The following is a 20,219-nucleotide window of genomic DNA, read 5'->3' as shown; positions in this document are numbered from 1 at the left end:
TCAGCGCTCCTGCGGGGCGTCGTTCAGGATGTCGAATGCCTGGCGGGCCAGGCCGCGCGCCGACTCCAGCGTGCGCTCCTCCTCGGGCAGCGCGTGGAAGGCCAGGACCGTGGCGCGCAGCGCGGCCACGCAGGCGCGGGCGAGCACGGAGGCCCGCAGGGACAGGGCCCGCTCGTCCTCCCCGCCACCCGAGCCGACCAGCCGCTCACGCAGCGCGGCCGTCAGGCCGTCCTCCAGCTCCAGCAGCACCGGCTGCGCGGACCGGGCCGGGTGGGAGAACACCTGGCCGGGCAGGCCGCTGAACAGCAGGGCCACCCCGGTGCCGCGAGGTGGAACAGGGCGTTGCGCACGGCGAGGTAGGGCCCCTCGCCCGCGGGCCTGCCCCGCACCAGCCGGGCGAACTCGGGGAACAGCTCGAGGATCTCCCCCAGGATCAGGTCTTCCTTGGACGGGAAGTAGCGGAAGAACGTCCGCTCGGTCACCCCCACGGCCTCGGCGATGTCGCGCACCGTGGTCTCGGCGTACCCCCGCTCCTCGAACATGCGCGTCGCGGCCTCCTGCAAGGCCTGCCTCGTCGCCCTCTTGTGCAGCTCGCGCCGTCCGGCAGTGACCAGCTGTGGCGTTTCGCCGTATGCAGCGGTTCTCCACGGTCGACGCGGGCGGGTCGACCAAGCCCGTGGCCTCACGGACGGAGGCCGTTGAGCGCGATCTCGGCGAACCGCCGCCAGTCACCCGCCGAGCGCCGGATGACGGCCGCCAGACCGCACACGACCATGTTGATGTCCGCGGCCGTCACGTCCGGCCGGACCGTGCCGCCGGCTCGCGCCGCATCGATCAGCTCCGCGACGACGGCGTGGAGCGCCGCGCGCGGCTCCCCTTGCGGCTCGGTCGAGCCCATGGCCTGCTCGATCACCTCCGACATCCCGCGGTCACCCGCCAGTACCTCGCCGACGTGACCCAGGAAGCGGCCCAGCGCCTGGGACGGGTCACCCTCGGCCAGGCATCGCTCCCTCGCGAAGGCGACCATCTCGGCGGAGCGGCGCTCGGCGACGGCCTCGATCAGGGCCTCGCGGGTCGGGAACTTGCGGTAGAGAGTGCCGACGCCCACCCCGGCCACGCGGGCGACCTCCGACATCTGCACGTCATAGCCGTGCTCCGCGAACAGCGCCCGGGCCGCCTCCAGGACGCGGTCACGGTTGCGCTCGGCATCGGTACGCGGCTTGCGGCGGGTCGGCGGAGTTGACATGCCTTGCGATCCCCTGTCTAGACTCATTACGGAATCAGGATTCCGCATTCCATTATGCCACGTCCGAAAGGGCCGTCACCATGTCGAAGGATCGTTTCATCCTGCTCAAGCCGGGCGAGGTACGGCCGAGCCGGGTCCCCATGCCTCCCGTGTTCGGTCTCAAGGCCAGGACCGAGGACACCGAGGGCAGGCTCTCCCTGCTGGAGGTGACCCTGGGCCGCGACATCCCCCGCCACGTCCACCACGTGGCCGACGAATGCGTCTATGTGCTGGACGGCGTGCTGGAGGTCGAGTTCGACGACCGGGTCGAGCAGGTGGCGGCGGGCGGGTTCGTGCTGTTGCCGCACGGCGTCCCGCACGCCCTGCGCAGGGGATCCACCCCGCCCCCGCGGGTGATCCAGATCTCCACGCCGGGCGGATGGGAGTGCTACCTCGAGGACGCCGCCGAGGCCGGACCGGACGCCACCACCACTGACGGGCAGTTCGACCCCAGGAAGCTCAACCTCATCGCCGCCAAGCACCAGATCACCTACGAGGAGCAGTGACCCGAGCCGGGCAGCTCGCATGAGGTCGGCGGCCCTGCCTCACGCAGGCGATCGAGGACCTCCCGTCGGCCACGACCCCGCCATGCGGATCGGCCTGCAGAGCCGCGGCACGTTCCGCCTCGCCGCCGGGCGGCGCCGGGCAACCGGCAGGCCGTCACTGCCCGGCGGAGTCCGTTGGAGATCACGTCCAGGGTCGCGAGCACGGCCGGCAGCGGGATCCGCCTCATCCGCACGGCCAGGGCGGTGAGGCGGGCTCAGACCTTGACGACCTCCACCCAGTAGCGGCCCTCGCCGTCGCGGTGGGCGCCGTGGATCTCGGTGGCCAGGTCGGGAAAGGCCCGGTCGAAGTCCTCCAGAGCCCGCAAATAGGTCATCAGCGGCCCGTCGGCCGGGCCGGTCGCCTCGCCGGGCATCAGCATGGGGATGCCGGGCGGGGTGACCACCACCGTGGCCGCGGCGACCCGGCCCGGCAGGTCGTCCAGCGGAACGCGTTCGGTGCGGGCCCGGATCATGGCCTGGTAGCAGTCGGCGGGGGTGGACACCGGCTCCGGCAGGGTGGTGAAGACCTGGTCGAGCAGCTTCCCGAGCTCGGAGTCGCGCAGCTTCTCGTGGACCAGGGTGCAGAACTTCTGCAGCGAGACCGCGGGCGGCCCGAAGCCGGGCAGCACCTCCGCCAAGGGGAGATCGTCGTCGTAGGCGTTCTTGAAGTCGGTGAGCGCGTCGATCAGCGTGCCCCATTTGCCCTTGGTGATCCCCATGGAGAACAGCACCAGCAGCGTGTGGTCGCCGGTCTTCTCCACCACGATGCCGCGCCGCGCCAGGTAGGCGGCCACGATGCGGGCCGGGATGCCCCAGTCGAGCGTGCCGGTGGCGGCGTCTGCCCCCGGACAGGTGATCGTCACCTTGACCGGGTCGAGCAGGCCGTAGCCTTCGGACATCCCGTCGAACCCGTGCCACGCCGCCCCCGCCCCCAGAGCCCAGCACCGGGGCTCGGTGCACAGCAGCGCCGGGTCGGCCTCGGCGAACGAGACGGTCTGCCCGGTGCGCGGGTCGGTGACCGTACGGGGCTGCCAGACGCCGAAGAACCAGTCGGGCCGCCGGCCGTCCTCGCGGATGCGCGCGGCCAGCCTCACCATCGCCTGCCGGAACCGGACCGCCTCGACGATCGCCTCCCCGGTGAGGAACGGCCCCGACGGGCCGTCCATCATCGCCGCCGCGACGTCCAGCGAGGCGATCATCGGATAGAGCGGCGAGGTGGAGGCGTGCATGAGGTACGTCTCGTTGAACGCGTCGTAGTCGACCGGCGCCCGCTCCGCGGGTCGGACGTGCAGCATCGCCGCCTGCGACAGCGCGGCCAGCAGCTTGTGCGTCGACTGGGTGGCGAACACGGTGGGGCGGCCGGGGCCGGGCAGCGTGCGCTCGTCGATCGCCATGCCGTACCGGCCGGTGTAGAGCGGGTTGAACCGGGCGTAGGCGAACCACGCCTCGTCGAAGTGCAGCCGCGGCACGCTGGCGCCCAGCAGCTCGCCGACCCGCACCGCGTCGTAGCACACCCCGTCGTAGGTGGAGTTGGTGATCACCGCGTACGCCGGCGCTCCGGCGGCCAGGGGGTGAGCGGCCACCCGCGCCCTGACCGCGTCCGCCTCCAGCACGGCGGGCGGGATCGGGCCCGCCAGCCCGAGCCCGTTGCGCTCGGGCACGAGGTAGACCGGGCGGGCCCCGCTGATGGCCAGCGCGTGCTGGACCGACTTGTGGCAGTTGCGGTCGACCAGGACGGTGTCGTCGCGGGCGATCGCGTGGTGGCCGACGATGCGGTTGGCGGTGGAGTTGCCGTTGACGACGAAGAACGTGCGGTCGGCGCCGAAGACGCGGGCGGCGTTGCGCTCGGCCTCGCCGATCGGGCCGGTGTGGTCGAGCGGCGATCCCAGCTCGGTGACGGAGATGGACAGATCGGTGCGCAGCAGCCGCTCCCCGTAGAAGTCGAAGAACGCCCGGCCCACCGGCGACTTGAGGAACGCCACGCCTCCGGCGTGCGCCGGCGTGTGCCAGGAGTAGCGATGGTGGTCCTCAAGGCGCCGCAGCGCGCCGAAGAACGGCGGCAGGATCTTCTCGGCGTACTGCTCGGCCGCGTAGGCGATGCGCCCGGCGATGAAGCGCGGGGTGTCCTCCAGCGGGAAGACGTAGCCCTGGATGACCTCGTACACCCACAGCGGAAGCTCCTGCTCCTGCGTCATCAGGAAGACGGGCAGGCCGCGGAACCGCCTGGAGACCGCGCCCAGCAGCTCCTCGGCCCCCGGCGCGTCCCACGCCACCAGCACCGCCGACAGCGACGCGTCGGACCCGACCACCGCCAGGGCGTCCTCGGCACGGTGGGTCCAGCGCACCTGGAGCCCGAGCTCGTCCATCGCCGCGCACACGCGGCGGAGCTGCTCGGCGAGTGCCGAATCGGCGTCGGGACGTTCGGTGACGGCGGCCAGAACCGTTCGCTCCATGCGGCACTCCGTGGTCAGGGGGAAGGGTCGGGAAGGTCCTGCGGGCCCCACGCCATAGTAACCCTCTGGAGTCGAATGACAACATCACGTAGCGGTCGCGACAAGTGATCGTCAAGTGCGTGAGAGTAAAGTGTCGGACCGTGACTGGACGATGGCAGATGATGGTCGCCCTGAGCTTGTGCGTGGCGCTCTTCTCCGCGAACTGGACCGCGCTGCACGCAGCTCAGGAGATGATCTCCAGAGACCTCGACTTGACCCCGGCCGCCGGTGTATGGCTGGTCTACATCTATCCGGCCGCTCTGTTAGCGGTGTTGATCCCCATAAAAGGCCGGCTCGGCGTGCTCCTCCTGGGGCTCGGCGCGTTCGGCCTGGCCTCGGCGGCAGCCGCGTTCGCCGCGAACGGCGTCATGCTGGTCGGCTGCCGGGCCGCGCAGGGACTGGCGGCCGCGATCGTGCTGCGGGCGGGCTTCGAGCTCGCCAGGGAGCACTTCCGCGGCACCGAGTTGTGGCCGGCGCTGGTGATCCCGGTGGTGCTCGCCGTCCCGGCCCAGATCGCGGGGCCCGTGATCGGCGGCGTCATCACCGAATTCCTGTCCTTCCGGTGGGTCTTCCTGATCAATGTGCCGCTGACCGTCGTGGCCTTGCTCGCGGTCGCGCTCTTCACGCCACGCAGAGCCCCCGCGCCCGCCTGACCAGCTTAGATATCGGCTTCGCTATCGAAGCGCGAGCGTTACCAATATTGGACATCGCATGATCGGCTCTGGTCTGCTGGGCGGCACCGACGTCCACCCGTGAAAGCAGGTCCGCCCGCATGTCGTTCGAGCAGTCCAACCTGTCCCGCCGTACTCTGCTGGTCGCCTCGGCCCTCCTGCCGCTGGCAGGAGGCGCGGCCGAGGCGTCGGCCGCCACGGCCAGGCGCGCGAAGGACTACTACGACCGCGCGGCCGCACTGGCCGGCGACGACCCGGTCCTGCGGCAGCTCGTCAAGGCGCTCTCCCCCGGCGCCGCGATCCCGGAGGTCAAGGCCCCCGAGCCGCTGAAGATCTTCGACAACGTGGCCGTGGTGAGCACCGGCTTCGTCTCGGCCACGGCGCTCCTCACGTCCGGGGGCGTCATCCTCATCGACGCGCTGGGGTCGCCGGACGACGCCAAGAAGATCATCGTCCCGGAGCTGCGTTCGCTGGGAGTGGATCCCTCGACGATCAAGTACGTGGTGGCCGCCCACGGCCACAGCGATCACTTCGGCGGCGCCCAGTACCTCGCCGACCAGTACGGGGCCCGCGTCATGATGGCCCCGGCCGACTGGAAACTCATCGCCGCCGACCGTCCGGCCAACGCTCCCAAGCGGGACCTGGACATCGCCGACGGTCAGCGGCTGACCCTCGGCGACACCACGGTCACCTTCCATTACACGCCCGGACACACGCCGGGCACCGTCTCGCCGATCTTCCCGGTGCGGTGGAAGGGGCAGCGGCACACCGCGATGTTGTGGGGCGGCACCAACCCGCCCACCGCCACCAAGGACAAGCGGACCCTCCTCACCTCCGTGCTCGCCTTCACCGCCCGGATGAGGCAGACAGGCGTGGACGTCGAGCTGAACAACCACGGGCTCTGCGACAACGGCCTCGCGCGCATGGAGGAGCTGCGCAGCGGGTCGTCCGGGGCCGCGAACCCGTTCGTCATCGGCGCTCCCCGGGCGCAGCGCTTCATGAAGGTCATGGAGACCATGCTGCGCGGCCGGATCGCCGCCGACCGCGAGGCGAGCACCGGCGCCCGGTCGGCGGCCGGGTCCGCCGGGCCCGTGCGGTCAACCCCCGACTGCTGCTGACGGCGCGTGGCCGGCCACCGAGACGCTGAGCTGCGCGGAGGAGGTCAGCACCGTGCCCACCGGCGCCCCCGCCCGTTCGGCGTCGGTGACGACGCTGCGCTCACCCAGGTAGAGGTACGTCTCGCGGTCGAAGATGTACTCCTGCCGCTGCCCGATCACGGGATCGACCCTGGCCGCGGCGATCCCTTCGCGCCCGGCGGCGTCCACGGCGTGCTCGACGGTGACGACGCCGGGGATGGCCGCCGCCGCGCGGAACAGGGCGGCGCGCTGGGCCGCGGGCAGGTACGCCTCCGTGAGCAGGCCGCGAACCCGGTCCCAGGCGTCGGTGTCGTCCTGCCGGGTGTTGCCCAGCTGGGTGTAGAGGTGCTCGTACATCTTGCGCGGGTCGGTGGGCAGGCGGCTCACGTAGGCGTAGTCGTTGCGCAGGAACTCGGCGCGGTCGTCGAAGTCGGCGAGCTTGGAAGGGCCTGCGCCGCGGCCGACGTTCTCGCGGGCCTCGGGCGGGATCGGCCAGCCGGGCCACGGCTTGGGCTCCAGCACCTCTTCCTCGATGAACCCGCCCGTCGCGTCGCCGTCCACGGGCAGCCAGACCTTGCGCACGGCTCGGGACAGGTACCGCATGGGGCGTCCGTCGCGGTCCTCTCCGGTGGCGGGGTCCATGGTCCGCGACTCGTAGACGAGGAACTGGCCGGGCTCGGGATGCAGTTCGGGCGTCTTGGTCACGTTCTGCGCGGCCCGGGCGAGGACCTCGGACGCCGCCGCGGGCATCGGGTGGATGACCGCGGGCGGGTCGTCCCGGCGGGTCGTGACGACCACGACTCCGGCCGCCAGCGCGGCGGCCAGGCCGGCCGCCAGGCCGAGCCTGCCCAGGCGGAAGGGGGCGCGGAACGGGCGGCGTACCGCGTCCTGGGCGAGCCGGCGCGGACCGCGTTCCCCGTCCTGGGCGATGGCGGCCAGCAGCCGGTCCTCCTGTGCACGCAGGCGGTCCGGGTCGGGCCGGGGGACCTCCGAGCGGAACCGCTCGAGCCTGGTCATCTCATTCACAGACGGACTCCTCGCTGACGGTGGCCGAAGGGTTGATCCCGCCGAGCTCGGCCCGGAGCCTGCCCCGGGCCCGGTTGATGCGCGACTGCACGGTCCCCAGGCGTACGCCCAGCGCCTCGGCGGCCTCCGCGTAGCTGAGCCCGCCCCAGGCGACCAGCAGCAACGCGTCGCGGTGCCCCTTGGGCAGCGCCGCCAGCGCCCCCGCCAGTCGCCGCCGGGACGCCTCGGCGCTGAGCCGCTCGTCGCTGCGCTCGGCGAACGACGCCGTGACGGGGTCGGCACCGGTGCGCTCCACGACGCGTAGCTGCTGGACCTCGGTCCGGACGTGGCGGCGCATCAGGTTGGTGGCGATGCCGTACAGCCAGGGCCGCGCGCTCGGGCGGGACAGGTCGTAGCCGTCGCGCTGCCGGAACGCCGTCAGGAACGTCTCAGCCACCACGTCGTCGGCGGCGTCCTCGCCCAGCCTGCGCGTGACATAGCGGGTGATGTCCGCGGCGTGCCGGCGGAAGACCTCGGCGAACACCTCGGGGTCACGCCGGGACCGTTCGATGCACGAGGCGTCATCCACCTCTGCCCGGCTCGTCCCGCTCATTCTGTGGCCTCACGGCTCTGAAGTAGCACACCTGTTGTTGCCGAGCGGGCTGCGGCTTGTTCCCACCACGGTGTCACCGGAAATTCCGCCAATATTGGCCCATAGTCGCATTTCGGTCCTTACCATAATCGCCGCGGCGATCACCGGTGAGAGTCTCCGGTGCCGATGCCGCAGGGAGTTTCACGTGCGAAAGATCGCGGCCACCACGCTCGCCATCATCACCCCCCTCGCCGGAGCCGGTGCCAGTGCCGCTCCGGCCGCCGCCGAGGCCACGCCCGACCGGTCCCAGGTCGTCGTCATCGGCCACCGCGGCGCGGCGGGCCACCGCCCCGAGCACACGCAGGGCGGCTACGAGCTCGCCGTGGCCATGGGCGCCGACTGGATCGAGCCCGACCTGGTGCCGACCAAGGACCACGTGCTGGTCGTCCGGCACGAGAACGAGATCTCCGGCACCACCGACGTGTCGCTGCACCCCGAGTTCGCCGCGCGCAAGACCACCAAGGTCGTCGACGGGCGCAACGTGACCGGGTGGTTCACCGAGGACTTCACGCTGGCCGAGCTGAAGACGCTGCGCGCGGTCGAGCGGCTGCCCGCGATCCGCCAGCGCAACACCGTTTACAACGGCTACTACCAGGTGCTCACCTTCCAGGAGGTGCTCGACCTGGCCAAGCGGCTCTCGCGCCAGTACGGGAGGCAGGTCGGCGTCTTCCCCGAGACCAAGCACCCGACGTACTTCAGGTCGATCGGGCTGCCGCTGGAGGAGCCGCTGATCGAGACCGTCAAGCGCAACGGCCTCAACCGGCCGGGCGGCCCGGTGGTGGTGCAGTCGTTCGAGCCGTCCAGCCTCAAGCGGGTGGCCAAGGACCTGCGCGTGCCGCTGTGGCAGGCGCTGGGCACCACCGGCCGGCCGTACGACCTGACGGCGGCCGGGGACCCGACGACGTACGCGGACATGATGAAGCCCGAGGGGCTGGCGAAGATCGCGCAGTACGCGCAGTGGATCGGGCCGGACAAGTCCTCGGCGATCTCCCTCAACCCGGACGGCAGCTGGGGAGCACCGACGACGCTGGTCTCCGACACGCACAAGGCGGGACTGAAGATCGGCGTCTACACCTTCCGCAGCGAGAACCAGTACCTGCCCCTGCAGCTGCGCCGCGGCCAGGTCGCGACCGACCACGGTGACGCGCTGGCGGAGTACCGCGCGCACCTGGACCTGGGCGTGGACGCGTTCGTCACCGACTACCCGGACGCCGCCGTCCTGGCGCGGGGTGAGCGGGGCAAGCCGCACAAGCAGGTGCAGCCCCAGCAGCAGTTCGACAACGGGCTGCCGGAAGAGGGCCAGCAGTAGGCAGGCGACGGGGCCGCCTCCGAAACGGGGGCGGCCCTCAGCCCGGTCCTGTGGTGTCGTGGCCACCGCCGCCCGACCCTGGCCGGAGAGATGCTGGTCCTCCAGCTGGCCATCGTCCTGGTGGTCCTGTTCGCCGTCGGCGCCATCTCGCTGGCGCAGTCGGCGGCGACGTTCGACCGCGTCGAGGGACGGCGGGTGACCGCGCTGGCCGAGCAGTTGGCGTGGAACCCGCTGTTGCGCGCCCAGATCGACCAGCCGGCGCCGCGCGAGGTGCTCGCCCCGCTGGTGCACTCGACACTGACGCAATCCGGTGTCACGTCGGTGACCGTGGCCGACGTCCACGGCAAGATCATCAGCTCGACGAACACCACGCTCCTGGACAGCGACCTGCCGCCGGGCGACCCGGGCCTGGCCCAGGCGCGAGGGCGGTCCGGCCACCTCGTGGTCGACGGGATCCCCGAGGTCGCCGCCCAAGTGCCCGTGCTGGACGACACTCCGGCCCGCCACGGCCGCCACCTCGGGACGGTCTCGGTCGGAGTGGCCACCCCCACCGTCTGGCAGCGACTGGTCGGCGCCTCCTCGTACCTGCTGACCTACCTCAGCGTCGCCATCCTGCTCGGTGGGCTCGGATCGTGGCTGCTGGCCAGGCGGATCAAACGCCAGACCCTCGGCATGGAGCCCCGCGAGATCGCCGGCCTGACCGAGCACCGCGAGGCCATGCTCCACGTCATCTCCGGGCTGATCCAGGTCAGGGAGCACGACGAGGTCGTCCGCTACATCCGGGCGATCCGCGAGCACCGCGAATCCCTCGACCTGAGCCTCAGCAGCCGCGTCCGCGACACCGCCCGGCGTGATTCCCGGGCCCGGCGGGCACGCGGTCGGCCGCATCGGCATTAGGGTCTACTACCAGGTCACAGGCCGCGACGACTGGAGCGACACCCTTGCCGATGACACCGACAAGGCCGGATCCCCACTCCCAGATGCGCCCCGGCTCGGACGACTCCACACTAATCAGGACATCTCTTTTGGGTACAGCTCTCCAATGACCTGGTCGGTCAGACGGTGAGGAGGGATCGGTCCTGGCAGCGGGTTTGGCGGGCGCGGCGGTGCTCGCGGTCACCATGGCCGCCTCCCAGTCCCCGCAGCGGCTTCTCCCCTGGTCGCCGACGTAAGTGATCGCAATGTCCCGCATCCGCACACCGCGAAGGGAAAGCATGACCTCCAGCACCACTCACGCCACCGGCGAACCGGACCGCCATCACACCGAGGCGGACCCGGCCCGGCTCGCGCCGAACGACCTCACGTTGTTCCTGGGACAGTGGCTGCGATCCCCTCTGCGGATCGGCGCCGTCGCTCCCAGCTCACGGCATCTCGCGCGCGCGGTCTCCTGCTCCCTCCCGGAACGCGGAGAGCCCGTGGTGGTCGAGCTGGGCCCCGGCACGGGGCCGTTCACCGCGGAGATCCAGCGCCGGCTCGGCGGCCGCGGCCGCCACCTGGCCATCGAGCTCAACCCGCGCCTGGCCGACCTGCTCCGGCACCGCTATCCGGGGGCCGAGGTGATCCAGGAGGACGCCAAGCATCTGCGGCGACTCCTGGACGAACGCGGGATCGAGCGCGCCGACGTCGTGGTGAGCGGCCTGCCCTGGACCCTCTTCCCGGCCGCCGACCAGCAGGAGCTCATGGACGCGACGACCGGGATCCTCGGGCCGTACAGCGCCTTCACCGCCTTCACCTACCTCCACGCCGTCCCCCTGAGCTCCGCGCGCCGCTTCCGCGACCTGATGACGGACCGCTTCGAGGAGGTCATCCCCAGCCGCACCGTCTGGCGCAACTGGCCCCCGGCCTTCGTCCTCCACGCCCGCCGCCCCCGATCCTGACACCCCGGAAAGCTGAGACGCCGCCCATGGCCACGTACCCGGGCCATGGGCGGCGTCAAAGGCGGCTGGCTCAGCCGGCCGGCCTGAAGGACGGGGTCGCGAGCGAGCCACCCCAGGTGAGCCGGTCGGTCGGCCACAGTCGGCCGGGCTGCCGCTTGGCCATGATCTCGGCCTTGCCGCCCACCTCGCAGCGGAAGCCCTTCGGGGGCACGGTCAGTGAGATCAGGTAGTTGTCGATGGGCACCGTGCTGCACTCGTCCTTGCCGTAGATGCGGTGACCCCAGCCCTCGTAGGTGAGCAGCGTCGCCTTCGATCCGAGCTGGCGGCCCACGTTGGCGGACCACATGTACGGAGTGGCAGGGTCGTGCAGCGAGTTCCCGAGCAGGATCGGGGCGTCGCCCGTGTACCGCAGCGCGTGCGGCGGGTTCGTCGTGGTCGAGTTCAGGCAGATCGGCATGTCGTCGTACGGGTACGGGTGGTACCGCACGTCGGGCGCCAGGCCGTTGGAGACGCGCATGAGAGCCGCGTACTCCGTGTAGTTCCGCACCCGGAGGTTGAAGTCCTGGCACAGGATCCGGGTCGGCAGCTCGGCCACGTCGCCCTCGACGGGCCCCCGGCCCGGCAGCGGCGGCACCCACGACGGCTCAGGGCCGCCGCTCAGCCAGTTGATGACCTCGCTCAGCGTGCGCCAGTCGGGCCCCTCGGTGCCGAGCGCGGCGTTGTAGACGACCTGCAGCTCCGTCATGGGCTTGCCCGGGGCGGTCGGGTAGTACAGCTCCCCGCGCCGCGCCTTGGCCAGCAGGTCCGCCCACATAGCGCGGATGTCACGCCCGTGCAGGACGCAGCTCTCGTCGACCTCGCACCAGCCCACGAACTCGTCGAACGCGTCCTCGACGGCGACCGCCTCGGTGGCGAGGAAGCCCGCGACGCCGAGGCTGTGGTCCATGTTGCTGTCGAGCGCGAGCGCCCGGATCCGGTTCGGGAACATCTCGGCGTACATCTGGCCGATCAGCGTCCCGTACGAGATGCCGTAGTAGGTCAGCTTCTCCTCGCCGAGGGCGGCGCGCAGGGCGTCCATGTCGCGGGCCACGTTGCGCGAGTCGACGTGGTCGTACAGCGGGCCGGTGCGCTCCCGGCAGTCCTTGTGCAGCTTCTTGGTGAAGGCGTCCCAGGCGTCGAACTCGGCCTGGGAGGAGATGACGGTGTGCGGCATCTGGTTGTACACCGACGCCGAGCAGATCACCGGGTGACTGCGGCCCACGCCCCTGGGGTCGAAGCCGACGATGTCGAAGCGCTTCTGGAGCTCGTCGGTGAACCAGGTGGCGCCGTACGCGGCCTCCACGCCGGACCCGCCGGGACCGCCCGGGTTGATCACCAGGGAGCCGATCCGGGCCGCGGGGTCCGTGGCCTTGCGCCGGGCGACGGCCAGGTCGATCTTCTCGCCGTTCGGGTTGGACCAGTCGATCGGGACGGCCAGCTTGCCGCACTCGGCGGAGGGCTCCTCCTCGCAGGGCGCCCAGGCGATGGTGCCTGTCGTGGCCTCCCCCGAGGCTCCGTCCCGGGTGGCCGCACCTGCGGCCGGCGAGACGGGCAAAAGCGCTGCTAACGCCACGAAGGCGGCAGCCAGCACAGAGTACTTTCGTCGCACATTGCTCCAATCGTTGTCGGCTGGCCCCCGCGCGGCACGCGGCCGACTCTGATCATCCCCGTCGACGGCCCCGTGGCCCGGCGGCGCGCGGCGAGCGCGCACACCATGGGCAGGCCGAGCGCAACATCCAGCCGATCCATACGTTCGCTCGTACGTCCTACCACGAAACATATGGACGTGTTCGGGACTTATTCAGACACGTCCCAAATCAGCAAGAAGCCACGGCAGGCGTCTCCTGTGGGAACAGGCTGTCGAACACCGCGACCCGGTCGAAGGACATCGCGCGGGCGCGGGCGCGAAGCTCCAGGTCCTGCCGTTCGGCGGCGGGCATGTCGAGGACCACCCGGTCCACGGCCGCGACCAGACCGGCGACGTCGCCGGGTTCGATGACGACGGCGGTGTCGCCGACCGCCTCGAGGGTCCCGCCCGTCGTGGTGGTGACGATCGGCCCGCCGCCGGAGAGCATCTTCTCGGCCAGGGCGATGCCGAACGTCTCCACGAACTCGGGCTCGGGCTTGGTGGGCAGGACGTAGGCCGCGCAGCCGCGCATGAGCAGCGGCTTCTCCTGGTCGTCGACGTCGGCGAAGAAGACCACCCGGTCGTCGCCCTCGGCCGCCGCCCGTACCTGCTCCAGCGCCGGTCCGGTGCCGACGACGGCCAGTTTCACGCGCGAGCGGCAGCGCATCCGGCCGAAGGCGGCCAGCAGGTCGTGGATCCCCTTGGCCCGGGTCACGCGGGACAGGAACAGGATGTACCCGTCACGCTCCAGGCCGCGTCGCGCGAGCGCGGCGTCCACCTGGGCCGGGTCCGGATCGAGGAAGGCGGAGGAGTCGATCGGCGGGTAGCTGACGGTGACGCGGCGCCGGCACTGCTCGGCGAACGTGGTGCCGCAGTGGGCGTCCACCTGCTCGGCCGAGGCGACGATCTCCTCGCGGGTGTACTCGGAGACCGCGACGACCTCGTCGTTGGCCAGGAAGGTAGTGAACAGCACGGTCGCCGCGCCGAACCGGCCTTCCCGCAGGCACGAGCGGATCACGTTGGTCACGTCGGAGCCGACGGCTTTCGCGATGGTGTGGACGTTCGGCGCGAACCCGGCCGCCCGCGCGGCCGCGACCGCGTCCACGACGACCGCGGTGTGCGGGGCGAGATACATGGACAGGCAGGTCGTGGGTAACGGCTCGGCGAGCAGCTCGACGAGGCGGCCGGTGAGCCCGGCCTGGTGGCGCCCGTCGGGCACCCGGTAGTCGCCGACCGGTTCCGGCCGCTCCACGGTGATCCCGGCGCTGTACGGCAGCAGCCGGTCCAGCGGCTTGAGCGGCAGCCCGGCCGCCTGCAACGTCGGGATCGGCCAGGTCAGCAGCCGTACGTCGGCGAACCCGCGGGTCAGCGCCACCTCGGCGAGGTTGCGGGCTTCGCCGGAGTGGCCGCAGATGACCGGGTCGGCCCTGACCACGATGACGAGACGGCGACGGGGGTGGGTCATCACGGTTCCTCCGGTGTCGCGGGCGGATCGGACAGGGACGGCGGACGGATCCCCCGGCCCCACGCCGACGGTTCCGGTCCCAGCCGCAGGTGCAACCGGCCGCCCCGGTGCACGGTGGCGGCGCTCAGGTGCGTCGCGTGCAGGGGTTCGCCGTTGAGGGTCGCCGACTGTACGTACTGCGCCGGCGGGTCGTGATCGATGCCGTCGACGCCGATCGGCGTCTCGCGGTGCCCGCTGGTCTCGATGACGAACTCGTTGCCGCCGGCCCGGAGCACGGCCCGTTCGAACGCGGGCGCGTTGACCAGGAACAGGTTCTGCCCGGCGACCGGGAACAGCCCCAGGGACGCCCAGACGTACCACGAGCTCAGGCCGCCGGAGTCGTCGTTACCGGGCAGCCCGCCGGGACCGGTGCCGAACTGCCAGGTCAGTGCCGCCTGCACCACCTGGGCCGTGCGGTCGGGCCGGCCCGCGTAGTGGTACGCCCACGGCGCCTCCATGTCGGGCTCGTTGTTCAGCCCCTCGAACCGGTTGAGGGCGTAACCGGCCGCCATCTCCGCCGCCCGCGGACGCCGGCCGGGCTGCGTCACCCGTGCGGCGCCGAAGCCGAAGAACCTGTCCAGCTTGTCGATGAAGGCCGCGTCGCCGCCCGCCAGGGCGATCCGCGCGGCCATGTCGTGCAGCAGCCTGAACGAGTAGTTCCACTTGCCGCCCTCGTAGAAGTCCGAGTCGCGCAGCAGCCCCGTGCCCGGGTCGAAGGCGTTGGACCAGTGACGGCTGCGGTCCTCGAGGTCGGCGGCGAGGCGACGGTCGTTCAGCGCCCGGGCGACCTGCGCCGTGCAGTGGTGGGCGTAGGCGAGGTCGAGGGTGTGGGTGATCGGGTGGACCACTCCGTGCTCGAAGAAGTCCTCGCCGTACATCCGGCGCAGGTCGTCGACCATGTGCACGAGCGCCCAGTTCCAGTCGAGGCCCCCGAAGCCGAGTGCGTGGGCGTCCGCCAGCGCGGTGTGCGCGAGCGCGCTGGCCTGGCGGAAGAACCGGTCGGCGCCGCGGGACATCCGGTATCCGATCGGGAAGTTGCCCTCTTCCTCGCAGACCCGGATCAGCGACTCCAGCAGGTCCGCGGCCCGGTCGGGGGCGATGGCCGCGAGCAGCGGCAGCTGCGTCTTGTAGATGTCCCACATGGTGCACACGTCGAACGCGAACGGCCCGGGCGTCGGCCAGAACGGGCTCTCGTCGTCGGCGACGCACGGCTTGATCAGCGCGTGGTAGAGCGACGTCGCGAACACGGTCCGGCGGGCCGGCGTGCCGCCCTCGACCTGGACCCGGTCGAGGTGATCACTCCAGCGGGCGCGCGTCCGGGCGCGTACCGCGTCGAACGCCGGCTGCCCCTGCCCGCACTCGCGCTCCAGGTTGTCGCGCGCCTGGTCGCACCCGCGCAACGAGAAGCCCAGCCGTACCTCGATGGTCTGCCCCGGCGTGGCCGGGCCCATGTGGAGCATGCCGAAAGGGCGCAGCGTGGTGTGCCGGATGCTGTCGAAGTCGAGGCGCGTGCCGCCGTCGATGAGCCGCCGGTCGTACCAGAGCATCTGCCGCCAGCCCGGGCTGTCGACGTCGACGACCACCGACAGCGGGACGCCCTCCATCACCACGGTGCCCTGGGTGCGCCCGTGACCCATGCTCTCCACCTGGGCCCGCAGCGGCACGGTACGGCCGAGCTCTATGTCCAGGCCACCGCAGGACAGGTCGATCACCACCCGGGCGCTGCTGTGCTCCGGGAACGTGTAGCGGTGCACGGCGACCTTGGCGCCCACGGTGAGCTCGCAGCGAACCCCCGTGTCCAGGGTGGCCGCGTAGTAGCCCGCCTCCGCCACCTCGTCGTGCAGCTGCCAGGCCTCCCCCAGCGCGTCGAGCGGCTGCACCATCGGCGTGACCCGGACGTAGTTGTAGTACTTGCGGATCGCGCCGGTGCCGGACTGCTGGAAATGGGTGAACCCGGACGCCTGCAGCCGCTCCAGCATCTCCTCGGGCACGCCTTCGGTGTTCTTGGTGTACCTGCCGTACCCCGTCGGGTACGCGCCGGAGTAGGCACAGGCCGACACCATGCCGAGTGGCGAGGTGGCCCCCGGATGGGTGTTGCCCACCTGCGGTTTCGGCCACCACCAAGTGGCGGCCAGACCACGTGCCCTGGGCAGGTCGGTCGCCGAGGTACCGATGAATGGATCAACGTTGTCGAGGATGGCGGGACTCTATCCGGCGCGATCCCGCCATAGGTTTCGGCGAGATGAAATTCTTGGCCTGCGGCACGTCAAATGCGGCACGCGCCCGCCCTGGCGCTACAGCTCTCCTTCCGGCACGGGAGGCACGTTCTCCAGGAAGTCCCTGGTGGAGGTGGTGTAGGCGGAGCAGAGCAGACTGCCCAGCCGCGTCGCCCTGCCGTCACCGAGGCGCCGGGTCGGCACGCCCATGGCGTTCACGCTGCGCTCCACCGCCACGCTGGAGACCGCGACCACCGTGTCACCGCGCTGGTCGACCCAGCGGAACGCCTCCCGGATCAGCGCGCGGGCGAGCGGCCCGAACCCCACCGTCGCCTTGTGGGACCAGGCGCGAGCGGTGGCCAGCCGGCTGAGCTCCCAGACGGCCGGGTCGCACGGGGCCGGGCCGCCGCGTAACGCCTCGGAGAAGACGTCGCGGAGCATGTAGGGGCCGACGGTCGGGAGCAGCCGGCAGCAGCCCGTGACCTCCTGGCGGTCCTCCGCGTAACTGATCACGTAGACCGGATCGCAGTCGTCGTAGAAGTCGCGTTCCCTGCCGTGGAAGCTGTCGACGTCCCAGCGGAGGCGTTCGAAGAACACTGTGTGGCGCAGGCGGAACATGCCGTCGACCAGCCACACCGGCAGTTCCCCCGCACCACCTACCACGATCCGTTGCGCGCATCTCTCCCCCAGCGAACCGCCCACGAGCACCCCTTCGCGAATGAACCGGATCCCCTTCCTTGTGTTGTTCGCGGGAGCGAGATCTCCGGACGACGTGAACGGGCGGCGTTCAGCGTACGGAGCAGACCGCGTCCTCGATCACCCGCGTCACGGCGTCCGGGTGCGAGATGAGCGTGAGGTGGGAGCCGCCGGGGAACTCGGTGACCTTCGAGCCCGCCCGCTCGGCCATCGCCCGCTGCGAGGCCGGCACGATGATCCGGTCACCGGTGGCGATGAAGTACCACGATGGGATGGTCTTCCACGCCGCGGCCTTCGACGGCGTCGTGAACGCGACCGTCGAAGCGGCCCGCTGGGAGGCCCACAGCCGGTCGGCCGTCTCGCGGGGCAGGTCCGAGGCGAAGGAGCGGCGGAACACCTCCCGCTTCAGGTACAGGTCGGCGGCGTCGCCGCTCGATCCCGGGTAGGCCGAGCGGTCGTAAAGGGTGGCCGGGTCACCGCCGAGCGCCGAGCCGGAGCCACTGAGCTGCCCCGTGGTCTCGCCGACGTCCGGCGCGGCGGCACTGACGTACACCAGCGCCTTGACGCGCGGGTCGCCCGCTGCGGCATTCGTGATCACCGAGCCGCCGTAGGAGTGCCCCACGAGCACGACCGGCCCCGAGACGGTCCGCAGGAAGTCCCGTACGGTCTGCGCGTCACCGGTCAGGCCGCGCAGGGGATTGGCCACGGCCCGCACGACGTGGCCCGCCCGCTGCAGCGCCTGCACCTCCCCGCTCCAGCTGGAGGTGTCGGCCCACGCACCGTGCACCAGCACGACCGTCGACCTGGCAGCGCCCGGCGACGGGCACGCCCCGCGCCCCGTTGCCGCCGCCGCGCCGGGCACCGGGACGACGGCCACGGCCGACAGGAGAAGGGCGCACGAAACTCGGCATCTCGTCATGTCGTCGTACCCCTCTCCGGCCGGTCCTCGAGGGCTCCATCCATTCACGGTGTCATCCGCACCGCCCGAACAAGGTCATGAAAGCGACAAACAGCGCCTAAATCGTGCGAGGGCTACGGCTGGTCGTCGAAGGTCACCACCACCTTCTCCGCCGCTCCCGGCGTCAGAGTGAGGGCGAAGGCGCGGTCGACCTCCGAGAAGGGCACGGTGTGGCTGATCAGCCGGGAGAAGCGCTCCTGGTGTTCCACGATCTCCGGGGTCACCTCGAAGATCTCCGTGGGGTAGCCCTGGGAGCCGAGGATGGTCATCTCGCTGCGGAGGATCGCGCCCAGGTCGATGGGCTCGGGCTTCGTGTGCACGGCCACCGTGACCAGTTTGGCGCCCCACTTCGCCGACGACAGAGCCGTGTCGACGACGGCGGCCGCGCCCGCGGCGTCGATGTAGATGTCCGTGCCGGGGCGGGGCCGGCCCAGGGAGTCGGTGCCCTGACCGTGCAGTTCCGTCAGGCGCGCGGCCACGTCCTCCCGTGAGGAGTCGATGACGGCGTCCGCCCCCACGGCCAGGGCCGTCTCCAGGCGCTGCGGGATGACGTCGGCGACGGTCACGTGCTCGACCCCGCGCAGCTTCAGCCAGATCGCGGCGCCCAGGCCGATGGGGCCGGCGCCGAACACCAGGACCTTGTCCGCCGGTCCGGCCTCGGAGCGGTTGACGCAGTGGCGGGCGACCGCCATGGGCTCGTTGAGCGCGGCGACGGCGAACGGCACCGTATCGGGGAGGACCGCCACGCTCTTGCCCGCGACGGCGTTCTCGATGAGCAGGTATTCGCTCATGCCGCCGAGCGCGCCGCCGCAGCCGATGATGCCGGAGGGAGCGGCCTGCGGGTTGACGACGACGCGATCGCCGGCCTTCAGGGTGGTGACCTCGGCGCCCACCCCGACGATCTCGCCCGCCGGCTCGTGCCCGAGCGGGATCGAGGTCAGCTGCCCGTCCGGGCCCAGCGGCATGCCGCCCATGCGCAGGAAGGTCAGGTCGGTGCCGCAGATGCCGCAGGCGCGGATCCGCAGCAGGGCGTCTTTGGGGCCGGGGACGGGACGTTCGATGTCCACCACGTCGACCGTGCCCTGTGCACCGGTCCGGACGGACTTCATCGTGGCCATGGAGAGACTCTCTTTCTCGAGGTGATGCTAGGCGGGGGCGGCGAGCCGGTCGGCGGGCTCATCGCTGCCGGCGCCGGCCGCGATCGCCTGGCGCCAGGGGCGGATCGCCTTGGGCGGCATGCCGACCGTGAGCACTCCGGTCAGGCGGTCGCCGGTGCGGTAGGCGGCCAGGAAGCGGCGCTCGTCCAGGTCCCCCTCCATCACGGCCACGCCGTCGTGGCCGCGCAGGTAGCCGTACGCCTGGATCTTCATGTCGTACTGGTCGGACCAGAAGTAGGGCACCGGGGCGAAAGGCTTGCGCGCCTCCGGGCGGAGGAGGTTGCGGGCGGCGGCCATGCCCTGCTCGGCGGCGTTCGTACGGTGCTCGATCCGCATCGACGTACCGAACAGCGGGTTGTGCCAGCGGGCGACGTCCCCGGCGGCGTACACGTCCGGCCCGGCGGCGCAGTACGCGTCGCACACCAGGCCGTCGGCCACCGTCAGGCCGCTGCCGGCCAGCCATTCGGTGTTCGGCAGGGAGCCGATGGCGACCAGGACCTCGTCGGCCTCGACCAGTTCGCCGTCCGCGAGCCGTACGCCGCCCTCGCTCGCCTCGGTCACGGTGACTCCGGTGCGCAGATTCACCCCGTGCTCCAGGTGGGCCCGGGACAGCACACGTCCGACCTGTTCGCCGAGGGCGTGGGCGAGCGGCACCGGCGCCGGTTCGAGGAGGGTGACCTCGCAGCCGAGGCCGCGGGCCACCGCCGCGGCCTCCGCCCCGAGGAATCCGGCGCCGACCACGGCCAGGCGCCGTCCGGGCCCCAGCCGCCCCCGCAGGGCCAGGGCGTCGTCCAGGGTGCGCAGCACGTGCGCGCCTTGTCCGGGCAGGCGGCGCGGCCGCACCCCGGTGGCCACGATCAGCCCGTCGTACGGCACCGCGGCGCCGTCCGCCAGCCGCACCGTGCGCTCGGCGAGGTCGAGACCGGTCGCGGCGACCCCGAGGCGCAGGTCGAGGCCGAGCGCGTCGAGATCGGCGGGCGTGCGCAGCGGCAGCCGCCCCGCGTTCCACTCGCCCGAGAGGATCTGCTGCCGAGGCGCCGACGACAAGGA

General features: G+C 71.6%; 19 protein-coding genes. 6 read left to right on the top strand and 13 right to left on the bottom strand.

The features are described 5' to 3' along the window. Genes ACIBI9_RS40770 through ACIBI9_RS40760 form a run of 3 tightly spaced genes read right to left on the bottom strand, consistent with a single transcriptional unit; the run spans nt 1 to nt 1,246 of the window. A complete protein-coding gene (locus tag ACIBI9_RS40770; protein WP_397230605.1) occupies nt 1–249 on the bottom strand; it encodes a hypothetical protein in 249 nt (82 codons plus the stop codon). Beyond that, on the bottom strand, nt 222–686 hold the full coding sequence (locus tag ACIBI9_RS40765) for a TetR/AcrR family transcriptional regulator (RefSeq protein ID WP_397230603.1): 465 nt from the start codon (nt 684–686) through the stop codon (nt 222–224). The genes ACIBI9_RS40770 and ACIBI9_RS40765 overlap by 28 nt, the downstream gene beginning before the upstream one ends. Next, nucleotides 683–1,246 carry a TetR/AcrR family transcriptional regulator gene (locus ACIBI9_RS40760; RefSeq protein ID WP_397230601.1) on the bottom strand — a complete coding sequence of 188 codons (564 nt, stop codon included), beginning with the start codon at nt 1,244–1,246 and terminating at the stop codon, nt 683–685. Before ACIBI9_RS40760 ends, ACIBI9_RS40765 begins: the two co-directional genes overlap by 4 nt. An 80-nt stretch (nt 1,247–1,326) precedes the next feature. Between ACIBI9_RS40760 and ACIBI9_RS40755 the strand changes: the two genes are divergently transcribed. Next, nucleotides 1,327–1,791 carry a cupin domain-containing protein gene (locus ACIBI9_RS40755; RefSeq protein ID WP_397230599.1) on the top strand — a complete coding sequence of 155 codons (465 nt, stop codon included), beginning with the start codon at nt 1,327–1,329 and terminating at the stop codon, nt 1,789–1,791. Nucleotides 1,792–2,045: 254 nt separating this feature from the next. Here ACIBI9_RS40755 and ACIBI9_RS40750 read toward each other — a convergent pair whose 3' ends face one another. Beyond that, entirely contained in the window at nt 2,046–4,283 is a 2,238-nt protein-coding gene (locus ACIBI9_RS40750; protein ID WP_397230597.1) for an Orn/Lys/Arg decarboxylase N-terminal domain-containing protein, read from the bottom strand. A gap of 140 nt (nt 4,284–4,423) precedes the next feature. Here ACIBI9_RS40750 and ACIBI9_RS40745 point away from each other — a divergent pair, with 140 nt between their 5' ends. After that, nucleotides 4,424–4,975, top strand: coding sequence for an MFS transporter (locus ACIBI9_RS40745; RefSeq protein WP_397230595.1), 552 nt, complete (start codon nt 4,424–4,426; stop codon nt 4,973–4,975). 119 nt (nt 4,976–5,094) lie between these two features. Continuing rightward, nucleotides 5,095–6,111, top strand: coding sequence for an MBL fold metallo-hydrolase (locus tag ACIBI9_RS40740; RefSeq protein WP_397230593.1), 1,017 nt, complete (start codon nt 5,095–5,097; stop codon nt 6,109–6,111). On the opposite strand, the gene ACIBI9_RS40735 is transcribed toward ACIBI9_RS40740, so the two are convergent. Then, nucleotides 6,091–7,146, bottom strand: coding sequence for a CU044_5270 family protein (locus ACIBI9_RS40735; RefSeq protein ID WP_397230642.1), 1,056 nt, complete (start codon nt 7,144–7,146; stop codon nt 6,091–6,093). The two genes, ACIBI9_RS40740 and ACIBI9_RS40735, sit on opposite strands and share 21 nt — an antisense overlap. A gap of 1 nt (nt 7,147) precedes the next feature. Next, on the bottom strand, nt 7,148–7,747 hold the full coding sequence (locus tag ACIBI9_RS40730) for an RNA polymerase sigma factor (protein ID WP_397230591.1): 600 nt from the start codon (nt 7,745–7,747) through the stop codon (nt 7,148–7,150). A 184-nt stretch (nt 7,748–7,931) separates the two neighbouring features. On the opposite strand from ACIBI9_RS40730, the gene ACIBI9_RS40725 reads away from it, so the two are divergent. The 3 genes from ACIBI9_RS40725 (at nt 7,932) to ACIBI9_RS40715 (ending at nt 10,972) form a co-directional block, all read left to right on the top strand. Next, on the top strand, nt 7,932–9,095 hold the full coding sequence (locus tag ACIBI9_RS40725) for a glycerophosphodiester phosphodiesterase (protein ID WP_397230589.1): 1,164 nt from the start codon (nt 7,932–7,934) through the stop codon (nt 9,093–9,095). A gap of 90 nt (nt 9,096–9,185) precedes the next feature. Then, nucleotides 9,186–9,992 carry a hypothetical protein gene (locus tag ACIBI9_RS40720; RefSeq protein ID WP_397230587.1) on the top strand — a complete coding sequence of 269 codons (807 nt, stop codon included), beginning with the start codon at nt 9,186–9,188 and terminating at the stop codon, nt 9,990–9,992. A gap of 317 nt (nt 9,993–10,309) precedes the next feature. Continuing rightward, nucleotides 10,310–10,972 carry a class I SAM-dependent methyltransferase gene (locus ACIBI9_RS40715; protein ID WP_397230585.1) on the top strand — a complete coding sequence of 221 codons (663 nt, stop codon included), beginning with the start codon at nt 10,310–10,312 and terminating at the stop codon, nt 10,970–10,972. Between the two features lie 70 nt (nt 10,973–11,042). On the opposite strand, the gene ACIBI9_RS40710 is transcribed toward ACIBI9_RS40715, so the two are convergent. From ACIBI9_RS40710 to ACIBI9_RS40680, 7 genes are all read right to left on the bottom strand, one after another. Next, nucleotides 11,043–12,620, bottom strand: a complete 1,578-nt coding sequence (locus ACIBI9_RS40710; protein WP_397230583.1) for an alpha/beta fold hydrolase — start codon at nt 12,618–12,620, stop codon at nt 11,043–11,045. A 208-nt stretch (nt 12,621–12,828) separates the two neighbouring features. Continuing rightward, the gene (locus ACIBI9_RS40705; protein ID WP_397230581.1) at nt 12,829–14,103 is read right to left on the bottom strand and encodes a glycosyltransferase; all 1,275 of its coding nucleotides are present in this window, start codon (nt 14,101–14,103) and stop codon (nt 12,829–12,831) included. After that, complete coding sequence (locus tag ACIBI9_RS40700) at nt 14,103–16,316, bottom strand: glycoside hydrolase domain-containing protein (protein WP_397230640.1); 2,214 nt, start codon at nt 16,314–16,316, stop codon at nt 14,103–14,105. Before ACIBI9_RS40700 ends, ACIBI9_RS40705 begins: the two co-directional genes overlap by 1 nt. A gap of 120 nt (nt 16,317–16,436) precedes the next feature. Beyond that, nucleotides 16,437–17,060 carry an acyl-homoserine-lactone synthase gene (locus tag ACIBI9_RS40695; protein WP_397230580.1) on the bottom strand — a complete coding sequence of 208 codons (624 nt, stop codon included), beginning with the start codon at nt 17,058–17,060 and terminating at the stop codon, nt 16,437–16,439. Nucleotides 17,061–17,145: 85 nt separating this feature from the next. After that, nucleotides 17,146–17,931 (bottom strand): alpha/beta fold hydrolase, encoded by a 786-nt coding sequence (locus ACIBI9_RS40690; RefSeq protein ID WP_397230578.1) that lies wholly within the window; start codon nt 17,929–17,931, stop codon nt 17,146–17,148. 155 nt (nt 17,932–18,086) lie between these two features. Next, the gene (locus tag ACIBI9_RS40685) at nt 18,087–19,130 is read right to left on the bottom strand and encodes a zinc-binding dehydrogenase (protein ID WP_397230576.1); all 1,044 of its coding nucleotides are present in this window, start codon (nt 19,128–19,130) and stop codon (nt 18,087–18,089) included. 27 nt (nt 19,131–19,157) lie between these two features. Beyond that, nucleotides 19,158–20,216, bottom strand: a complete 1,059-nt coding sequence (locus tag ACIBI9_RS40680; RefSeq protein WP_397230574.1) for an NAD(P)/FAD-dependent oxidoreductase — start codon at nt 20,214–20,216, stop codon at nt 19,158–19,160. Between the last annotated feature and the right edge of the window lie 3 nt (nt 20,217–20,219).

The sequence above is a fragment of the Nonomuraea sp. NPDC050451 genome, assembly GCF_044458585.1.
This window is presented reverse-complemented; position numbering and strand designations above follow the sequence as displayed.

Excerpts from the sequence above, each read along its gene's own strand:
- ACIBI9_RS40685 (WP_397230576.1), bottom strand. The coding sequence starts at position 19,130 with ATGGCCACGATGAAGTCCGTCCGGACCGGTGCACAGGGCACGGTCGAC.
- ACIBI9_RS40740 (WP_397230593.1), top strand. The coding sequence starts at position 5,095 with ATGTCGTTCGAGCAGTCCAACCTGTCCCGCCGTACTCTGCTGGTCGCC.
- ACIBI9_RS40705 (WP_397230581.1), bottom strand. The coding sequence starts at position 14,103 with ATGACCCACCCCCGTCGCCGTCTCGTCATCGTGGTCAGGGCCGACCCG.
- ACIBI9_RS40720 (WP_397230587.1), top strand. The coding sequence starts at position 9,186 with ATGCTGGTCCTCCAGCTGGCCATCGTCCTGGTGGTCCTGTTCGCCGTC.
- ACIBI9_RS40750 (WP_397230597.1), bottom strand. The coding sequence starts at position 4,283 with ATGGAGCGAACGGTTCTGGCCGCCGTCACCGAACGTCCCGACGCCGAT.
- ACIBI9_RS40760 (WP_397230601.1), bottom strand. The coding sequence starts at position 1,246 with ATGTCAACTCCGCCGACCCGCCGCAAGCCGCGTACCGATGCCGAGCGC.
- ACIBI9_RS40715 (WP_397230585.1), top strand. The coding sequence starts at position 10,310 with ATGACCTCCAGCACCACTCACGCCACCGGCGAACCGGACCGCCATCAC.
- ACIBI9_RS40755 (WP_397230599.1), top strand. The coding sequence starts at position 1,327 with ATGTCGAAGGATCGTTTCATCCTGCTCAAGCCGGGCGAGGTACGGCCG.
- ACIBI9_RS40730 (WP_397230591.1), bottom strand. The coding sequence starts at position 7,747 with ATGAGCGGGACGAGCCGGGCAGAGGTGGATGACGCCTCGTGCATCGAA.
- ACIBI9_RS40735 (WP_397230642.1), bottom strand. The coding sequence starts at position 7,146 with ATGACCAGGCTCGAGCGGTTCCGCTCGGAGGTCCCCCGGCCCGACCCG.